This window comes from Candidatus Methylacidiphilales bacterium (assembly GCA_025056655.1).
GTDB lineage: Bacteria > Verrucomicrobiota > Verrucomicrobiia > Methylacidiphilales > JANWVL01 > JANWVL01.
Genome location: JANWVL010000171.1, coordinates 24,673 through 32,613, shown reverse-complemented (window position 1 = coordinate 32,613; position 7,941 = coordinate 24,673). Strand labels below are relative to the sequence as shown.

General features: G+C 44.3%; 8 protein-coding genes. 3 read left to right on the top strand and 5 right to left on the bottom strand.

Features of this window, described 5'->3' with window-relative positions; translation table 11 throughout:
- Positions 1 to 434, bottom strand: a 434-nt coding sequence (locus NZM04_11055) for a hypothetical protein (GenBank protein ID MCS7064553.1), incomplete at its 3' end; no start/stop codon positions are given.
- Positions 435 to 556: 122 nt separating this feature from the next.
- Here NZM04_11055 and NZM04_11050 point away from each other — a divergent pair.
- The 3 genes from NZM04_11050 (at position 557) to NZM04_11040 (ending at position 4,255) form a co-directional block, all read left to right on the top strand.
- Positions 557 to 1,210, top strand: coding sequence for a rhomboid family intramembrane serine protease (locus tag NZM04_11050; GenBank protein ID MCS7064552.1), 654 nt, complete (start codon positions 557 to 559; stop codon positions 1,208 to 1,210).
- A 16-nt stretch (positions 1,211 to 1,226) separates the two neighbouring features.
- Positions 1,227 to 3,785 carry an ABC transporter permease gene (locus NZM04_11045; GenBank protein MCS7064551.1) on the top strand — a complete coding sequence of 853 codons (2,559 nt, stop codon included), beginning with the start codon at positions 1,227 to 1,229 and terminating at the stop codon, positions 3,783 to 3,785.
- A 71-nt stretch (positions 3,786 to 3,856) separates the two neighbouring features.
- Positions 3,857 to 4,255 carry a F0F1 ATP synthase subunit delta gene (locus NZM04_11040; GenBank protein MCS7064550.1) on the top strand — a complete coding sequence of 133 codons (399 nt, stop codon included), beginning with the start codon at positions 3,857 to 3,859 and terminating at the stop codon, positions 4,253 to 4,255.
- 4 nt (positions 4,256 to 4,259) lie between these two features.
- Here the strand turns inward: NZM04_11040 and NZM04_11035 are convergent, their stop codons facing one another.
- The 4 genes from NZM04_11035 to rsfS all read right to left on the bottom strand — a co-directional run bounded on the left by NZM04_11035 (position 4,260) and on the right by rsfS (position 7,390).
- Entirely contained in the window at positions 4,260 to 4,955 is a 696-nt protein-coding gene (locus tag NZM04_11035) for a 1-acyl-sn-glycerol-3-phosphate acyltransferase (GenBank protein ID MCS7064549.1), read from the bottom strand.
- A 180-nt stretch (positions 4,956 to 5,135) separates the two neighbouring features.
- On the bottom strand, positions 5,136 to 5,975 hold the full coding sequence (gene ispE, locus NZM04_11030) for a 4-(cytidine 5'-diphospho)-2-C-methyl-D-erythritol kinase (protein ID MCS7064548.1): 840 nt from the start codon (positions 5,973 to 5,975) through the stop codon (positions 5,136 to 5,138).
- A 33-nt stretch (positions 5,976 to 6,008) separates the two neighbouring features.
- Entirely contained in the window at positions 6,009 to 6,731 is a 723-nt protein-coding gene (locus tag NZM04_11025) for a L,D-transpeptidase (protein MCS7064547.1), read from the bottom strand.
- A 314-nt stretch (positions 6,732 to 7,045) separates the two neighbouring features.
- Positions 7,046 to 7,390: a ribosome silencing factor gene (gene rsfS / locus NZM04_11020; GenBank protein ID MCS7064546.1), complete on the bottom strand. Its 345-nt coding sequence runs from the start codon at positions 7,388 to 7,390 to the stop codon at positions 7,046 to 7,048.
- Positions 7,391 to 7,941 lie beyond the last annotated feature (551 nt).

Here is a 7,941-nt window from a genome sequence, read left to right as displayed (position 1 = left end):
GGTTGAACCGGTTGAGCTGTAAGATAAGTCAACACGACAAGACGCTCGCCGATTTTGCGATTGTCGTAGATCTCGTAGAAGCGTGCGCGGCCATACACCTCAAAAGCTTTCGAAGTGCGCTCTATGAAAAGTTTCAGATTGGTTGGATTCTGCGTCAACGTGCTATCGGCCAAAAGTTCACGGTAAGCCTCCTCAATTTTGCCTGAAATAACTTTAGTGAAAAAATTTTGCATTCTCTCAGACAAAGGTGAGGGTGGTGGGACGGGGTTGGGGGGACGATAAAAAGACGTTTGAGAAGTTTTGGATTGAAATGGAATTTCCTTTACGGATGGCTCACGCACGATCCGTTCAGCTTGAGTATGGCCTTTTTTCTGCGCTGTAAGAGAGGCAAGGGGAATAAGTGCCAAGACGGATAACAGGCTAAGAATTTTCATAGGATTTAGAGGCATGGAGAGGATGTATAGAGTGCTATGGAAAAGCGACAAAAAACTTCTTTTAGGCTGTTTGTTTTTCGCTTGGTGAATATTGAGGCGAAGGTAAAGAAAGAAGCCTGTCCATGACCCGAAGGATTATTGCGGCCATCATCGTCATTCAATTGCTCCAACTATTCTTGACACTCACTCCTTGGGATCAAGCTTTTCTAAATTTCTGGGGGCTTTCCGAAGATGGGGTGAAGCGTGGATGGATATGGCAACTCTTCACATATGCTTTCCTGCATGCTGATACGTTTCCCCTTTTTCCTCTGCATATCTTGATGAATGTAATGGTGCTGAGTTACCTCGGAAGAGCCATCGAAGCCAAAAGCACACCTCGTCATTTGTGGAGGCTTTTTATATATGGATCGCTAGGTGCAGCTGTGTTGTGGCTTCTTAGTGATGAGTCCAATCATGCGACTTATGTGATCGGAGCCAGTGGTGCGGGCTTCGCTTTTCTCACCGCGTATGCTGTCTGCTTCCCAGATCAGCGCCTAAGGGTGTGGCTGATGTTTTTTCCAGTGGTCTGTAAAGCCCGCACGCTCGCTCTTGGACTTTCGGCATTTGAATTTGGCTGTGTTATTTTGGGTTGGTTCCCGTTTGTAGCCCACACTGCGCACCTCGGAGGCGCAATGGTCGGATGGTGGTATGGTCGCAAGATCAGGGCTTATATTTTGAGACGAGAATTGGAGGGATTACTGCCGGGTTGGGAATTTTGGGATTCACCGATGAAGTAAAAACGGAACACTTCGTATGTTCTTTCGCTACTTGCTTAAAGGCTGGGCACAGTATCCTATCGGGTTTGTTTTAAATGGGCTGAGCCTAGCGCTTGCTGTTGCGGTTTACGTTGCGGTGCAATGTGTAAATGAAAGCGCACATCGTGCGTTTGTCGCATCGGTGAACGTTGTAGCTGGGCGAGCTGATACCGAAGTGGTGAACCCAAGCGGAATGCTTCCGGAAGAGAATTATTTAGCGGTCATTCGGCATCCTGATGTCAAAGCAGCCACACCAATTTTAGAGAGGTTCGCCACGCTAACCGATTTCCCTAATGAATATTTGCGTGTTGTCGGTGTAGATTTTTTTTCAAACGCTGAGTTTGCTACGGTTGCGACACGTTCGTTTACCCCAGGCGATGAGTCACTGGCGGAACAATTCCTGAGTGTAGCAAATGGAATTTTGATCAGTGACAAACTTGCTAGACGCCTGAACATTCGCCAGGGCGCAGAGCTTGGGCTCCAAACCTCCGAAGGCGTTAAGAGAGCTAAAGTTATAGCTATTTATAAGCTCACAGAGACTTGGGTAGGCGCTGATGAACATATCGCTGTGATGGACATAGCCCATGCGCAGGATTTTTTCGGTTACGTCGGTCAGCTTTCGCGCATCGATATCATCCGTCACGAAGGAGTCACTCTTGAAAGTTTATCGAAGACATTGCAACCGTATTTGACTGCAGGGTCTAGAATACAAGAGCCTCTGCGGAGGACAGAGCGGCTTTCACAAATGACCGAAGCTTTCCGTTTAAACCTCATCGCGCTTAGCCTAGTGGCTATGCTTGTGACTGTTTTTCTAATTTACAACACAACAACGGCAATGGTGGCTCGTCGTTATTACGAGATCGGTATCTGGCGCGCTCTTGGAGCATCGCGAGGGAAAATAATGCGTGCTTTTATAGCTGAGGCGGTCTTTTTAGCGTTAATCGCGACGATGCTAGGTCTTCCGCTTGGATACTTTTTGTCCCGAGCTCTGATTGAACAAGCTTCGCAGACGATTAGTTCCCTCTATGTGACGGTGAATATACAGGAGATCTTTTTTCCATCAGAACAAGCAGCAGTGGCCCTATCGTTAGCTGTTCTTGCGGCACTTGCAGGGGCTTGGCTACCTGCGCGGCAAGCCTCAAGCGTTGAGCCAGTAAAAGCGCTTCAGCCTGCTCATATCCGACTGGCCGCTCGGCAGCATATTCCAAGTTGGACATTGGTAGGCTTCCTACTCATAGGGGCAAGCTTGGAATGTGCGCGGTATAGTGAACGTTACGGGCCGCAGTGGTTAAGCTTTGGAACGGCTTTATTTTTGCTTCTAGGGGTATCGTTTTTATGTCCGTTAATCTTTTGGGTCATTTTAAAGGTAGCCAAAATTTTTCCGGCAACTTTCTGGCGTCTTGGTATGGAGCAGTTTGAGCTCGCCTTTACGCGTAATGTGATATTAGCAGGCTCTATTGTCTGTGTGCTCGCAATGGTGGTGGGGATTATGATTATGGTATCCAGTTTTCGCGTTACGGTTAACCAGTGGATTCTTCAGACTGTGCGTGCAGACCTTTACATATCTCCAGTGTCCGCTTCAACAATAGGTTCTCAAGAGATCTTGCCTCAAAAAGCTGTTGAGAAATTGCGACAACTAATTTCCGATGACCGTATTGACTTGTATCGTGAGGTGTCGGTCGAGTATGGCGAACGTGCTGTTCGATTAGCAGCGATTCGTTTTGATATTGCTGCAGAGCGAGGTGGAATTCGTTTTCTGGATCAGGAGAGGAGAAAGCAGGCTCGGCCTGAATTATTGAAGGAAGCAGCGGAAAAAGGATGGATTATTGCGAGTGAGAGTTTTGCGCGGCGACACAAAGTGAGGGCTCGACACCGCATCCGATTATTAACCCCTGGCGGAGAAAAAGTGTTTCGTATTGCAGGGATCTTTCAGGACTATACATCCGAGAGTGGCTTGATTTTGATGGATCGGAAAACTTATCAAGAATACTGGAACGATGATTCGATCAGTAGTGTGGCTATTTATCTACCTCCAGAGGAGAGCATTGAAGAGTTCAAAACAAAAATCCGTGATGTGATGAAAGAGTATGGGACTTTTACTATTCAATCGAATCGTGAATTGCGGCGGCAAGTCATGAAGATTTTCGATCAAACTTTTGCTATTACGCATCTCTTGCAGGTCATCACGATGTTGATCTGTGGAGTGGGGGTTTACTTGAATGTTTTGGTGCATGGATTTGAGCGGTCGAGAATTGTGGCGGCTCTGCGAGCTTTAGGCGCGTCACGTTTTCAGATACTTAAGGTTTACACTTGGGAAACTCTTTTGCTTGCTGTGGTGTCGGTGGTGGTTGGAGTAGCAGCTGGGTATGGTTTAGCATGGGTGTTGGCTGAGGTTATTAATAAGGTCTTCTTTGGCTGGACGATCAACCTGATATGGCCGCGTAAAGAACTGCTTGTCGTGTCGCTCTCTGGGATTGCAGTAGTGATGATTGCTGTGTGGATGGCTGCTTGGCGGGTGGGAAGGCGAAGCATTGCACAAGCAATGAAAGTGGATTAAGCGACGCATTCGATGCATGAAATATTCAAGACTTGATTTAGGAAGAGCACGGTGTTGAAGTAGAGTATGTTATGAAGTTTAGTCAAGAAGTGCGCCGTGCAGCTAAAGGCCTTTTTCGTTTATGCATGGTCGAAGGAGAGTTGGACGAAAAGCGGCTAAGGTTAATTATTGATGAACTGATAACGCGTAAGCCTCGAAACTATCTAGCTATTCTTGATCGGCTAATTTACTTAATAAAAAGTGATCAACAGAGACGGGTTCTGACGATTACATCTGTGAGTCCTTTAGGCGAACAAGAAAAGGAGCGTATCTTCCAAGAAGTGCGGGGTCGTTTGCCCCAGGTGAATTGTGTCTGCAATACTGTGGATCCAGAGATTTTAGGGGGGGTGCGTCTTCAGGTGGGAAGCGATGTGTGGGATTACTCGGTTGAAGGAAGTTTGAAAGAAGTCGAGCGATTACTTGCAGCGTAGAGGGTCATTCTTGCCATCGCTCTTGAGCCGTCCGGGGGATCATTGATGGAGTGATGAGATTTTGTTTTTGGCTTATCTCATAAAGTTCGCGCAGACACCGGCTGATTCGACTAGTCCACAAAGCTATGCTTTCATGTTTGTTTGGTATCTCGATGGGTTTGTAGAGTGGAGGGCCGAAGCGGATTAAGATTTGCGGGCGGCGCCAGATTTTTTTGTAGGCATAGAGTTGATCGCTACCGATTATCAATGATGGAATAACGGGACAATCAGCAAGGTAAGCCAGTGTAGCAAGGTCGTTGTTGATACAAGCTCCATTGAGAATCGATTGATAGCCAGTCCTAATGCCGCCTTCCGGATAGATCACCACAATCCGTCCGTCTCGCAGGCGTTTAAGAGCCTCACGCGCAGCTCGGCTGTCGGTCTTTTCGCGGTTCACGGGGAAGCAGCCAACCATACGAAGCCATGCGGCGATGATTTTTGAATCAAAAAGCTCCGAAGTAGTCATAAAATCAAGGTGATGTTTAAATGCTAGGGTGAGCAAAGGGGGGTCGAAGTGGCTAATATGGTTCGCGGCAATAATGAAAGGTGGCTTTGGCGGTAGGGAATCGAAGATTAGCCGAATCCTCAGTAAAAGCAGAGAGAAGCAACGGACTATAAATTTCGACGTGGCATAAACGATAGGCAGGGAATAAAGAGCCATATGCAGCTTGGAGAATTGCAGCTTGGGAAACTGTATACTATGCGTCTCTTCGAAAATGGCAGCATGAAACGATATATGGACTTAAATTTTTAGGGGATTGTGCAATCGTAGGATGTAAAAGAAAGTAAGGCAGTCTTTTGATGCGAATCAAAAAAGAGACCTAGTTTTTAGTTGCGTAGTTCAGAGCGGAGATGACTTCGGAAACTGAATTATGTGAGATTGGAATGACTCACCGAAGGATGTTTTTAGTAGCTTTTTGAGACCTGTTACGTCAGCGTCTGGATGAAGAAAGGCAATCATCGTGCTTCCGCTACCGCTCATTAGAGCATCAAAAACACCCAGTGCCGTCTGTTTTCGGAGCCAATCCTTTAGGACTGCGAGGGTAATAAATTTCGAGAATACGGCCGGTTCAAGATCGTTGCGTAATGGGCAGTAAGGCCAAGTGTGACTGGTTTCACCCTGGGTTGGATGTTGAGCATAGGTTTTGTAAGCCCATGGCGTAGGCACCGAAAAAGGAGGAAAGATCAATAGTGCAAAATGAGCACCCGAAAATGGGATATGAGTGATGATTTCCCCTCGTCCTTTGCAAATCGCCGGCTTTGGAGAAATAAAAAACGGAATGTCTGATCCCAGTGGTGCAATCCACTCTTGAAGTGTCTGGTCAGGAATTTCTGGCGCATGAAGGTTTCGAAGAGCTTTTAGCACGGTGGCTGCATTACTTGAGCCACCACCTAATCCACCTCCATGAGGGATCTTTTTTTCAATGTGTATATAGACTCCTCCTGAGATTTGGGTTTTTTCAAAAAAAATTTGGGCAGCTCGATAGGCCAAATTTTTTTGATTGGTCGGCAGTGACGGATCTGAGCAAGTGAGGACAATTCCAGAAGGCTGAGTCGTGAGAGTGATTAGATCACAGAGTGAGGTAGGAACCATGAAAGTCTCGATCTCATGGAAGCCGTCAGGGCGTTTTCCGAGAATTTTGAGAAAGAGGTTAATCTTAGCCGGTGAGTAATACTGCATGATAATTTTTCGGCTAAGGGTAGCTCAACGGATTTAGTTTCTAGCAAATACAGCTGGAGAAATCAGGTAAGAAGCAGGAGGATCTGGATCACGGTAATCATTTGGCCGAGGTGCGTCCCGGCCAAGGGTTAAGTCTTCGGGGTGAGAGTCAGCGATATGTATAGGAGTGCCAATCTGAACGAGGTCAAAGAATTTTTTTGATGCATTTTTGTGTAAGCGCAAACAACCGTGGCTTCTTGGAATCGGCCAAACATACCCTTCGTGAAAACCGTATGCGGGCATAAACTCTACCCAGTAAGGCATCGGATACCCCACGTAGCGCCAGCCTCTGCCCGGCGGGCGATTGGAACTTTTCCCTGGTATTATCTCATTTTCCCTGACCCAAAATCCGTAGGTGTATGAACGGCGATTTGCTTCTTTTTTTGTAACTCGGAAATGTCCTTTGGGGGTAGGCTTTTGTGGTATGCCTACTGTCGTGGCTGTAACTAATAGAGGCCGATCTCCCTCCATGACGTAGATCATCTGTTCCTTTAATGATACCTTTACGCGGACATTGTCAGGATTTTTCGGTTTGTATGCTACAGGGTTATAATTACTAACCTCATTTGGATGCCCTATGAAAGCAACCTTTGTGGTAGCAGATGTGTGTTTTTTATTTCGTATGTTTACACTGCCAGTAGAATCTGATGTAACACAGCCAGACAATAACATAATACTTAGTGTGAGTGAAACTATATAGACATATAATAGATTCATACCTCAACTATACGATAATCTTCCAAAAAGTCAACTAATGAATCTAATTGCGTAGTTTTAAGTGGTTTTATAAAAGTGGTTTTATAAAAATCCGGATATGGGACCGCAATCAATAGATCTTAATCAAACTCTGTAAGCTAAATTAGCTTTAATTTAGAAAATTTTCCTATAGTTAGGTCAAGTAGCAGTATAAATTAACCAACAATTATAAGATTTGTAATCTTAGTTATAGAAAACTGCAGTTTAGGCCAGGCATAGCTATTTGTATTATACCTTAATAAGAGCTGATTTATAGTGAGATAATAGAAATAGTATCAACTTATATGGGGAGCATCACCCCATAAAGTTTCAAGGCTATAATAACTCCGCTTTTCTTTATCAAATATATGCACTACTACATTATCATAGTCCATAATCACCCATTTGCTACATGGATGGCCGTCAATTCTTGGTGATATTATATATTTCTGCTTAATTTCTTTTTCTATATGATTTAAAATAGCTTTAATTTGTGGCTCCGATTCAGCGGTTAGTATTAAAAAGAAATCGGAGACTGTTGTTAGCTTACGCATATCTAGAATAACTGGATTTAAAGCTTTTTTTTCTAAGGCTAATTTGCGTGCAAATTTAGCCAGTGTAATAGACGATATTCTATACATATAGATTATTTTTTTTAATCAGCTTATAAACTGAGGTTGGCAGTAAATGTGAACAGGGTATATTTTCTTTGATACGCCTTCGGATTTCAGATGAAGATATAGTAATAAATAATTGAGGGGGGGTAGGCCACGGTAGAAATTGCGCGTTTTTATATTTTCTAAATCTAGTATAGTCTCTTAGCTGACAACGGGAATGGTTTCCCTGGCGAGGAAGTAAAATGAATGTTATGATTTGTATAAGATTTTTAAATTGTTTCCAGGTGTGTAGGCGTGGAAGCTGATCTTCACCTAAAAGCCAAAAAAGTTGAGCATTTAAATAATGTTTCTTAAAATGAAGAACAGTATCATAGGTATATGAGGGGGGGGGGCGTTGGAGTTCAACGTCGCTAGCACTTAAAATTTTAGAATATGGCTTGATAGCGCTTTTTAACAATTTCCAACGAATCTGATTATCTGTTATTCTGTAAGAAATTTTATGGGGCGAACAATTCGCGGGAATAAATACAATCCTATCCAATTTAAAAGTGTAATACACTTCTATAGCCTGCATT

Excerpts from the sequence above, each read along its gene's own strand:
- ispE (MCS7064548.1), bottom strand. The coding sequence starts at position 5,975 with ATGCAGTATTACTCACCGGCTAAGATTAACCTCTTTCTCAAAATTCTC.
- NZM04_11035 (MCS7064549.1), bottom strand. The coding sequence starts at position 4,955 with ATGGCTCTTTATTCCCTGCCTATCGTTTATGCCACGTCGAAATTTATA.
- NZM04_11050 (MCS7064552.1), top strand. The coding sequence starts at position 557 with ATGACCCGAAGGATTATTGCGGCCATCATCGTCATTCAATTGCTCCAA.
- NZM04_11045 (MCS7064551.1), top strand. The coding sequence starts at position 1,227 with ATGTTCTTTCGCTACTTGCTTAAAGGCTGGGCACAGTATCCTATCGGG.
- NZM04_11025 (MCS7064547.1), bottom strand. The coding sequence starts at position 6,731 with ATGAATCTATTATATGTCTATATAGTTTCACTCACACTAAGTATTATG.
- rsfS (MCS7064546.1), bottom strand. The coding sequence starts at position 7,390 with ATGTATAGAATATCGTCTATTACACTGGCTAAATTTGCACGCAAATTA.
- NZM04_11040 (MCS7064550.1), top strand. The coding sequence starts at position 3,857 with ATGAAGTTTAGTCAAGAAGTGCGCCGTGCAGCTAAAGGCCTTTTTCGT.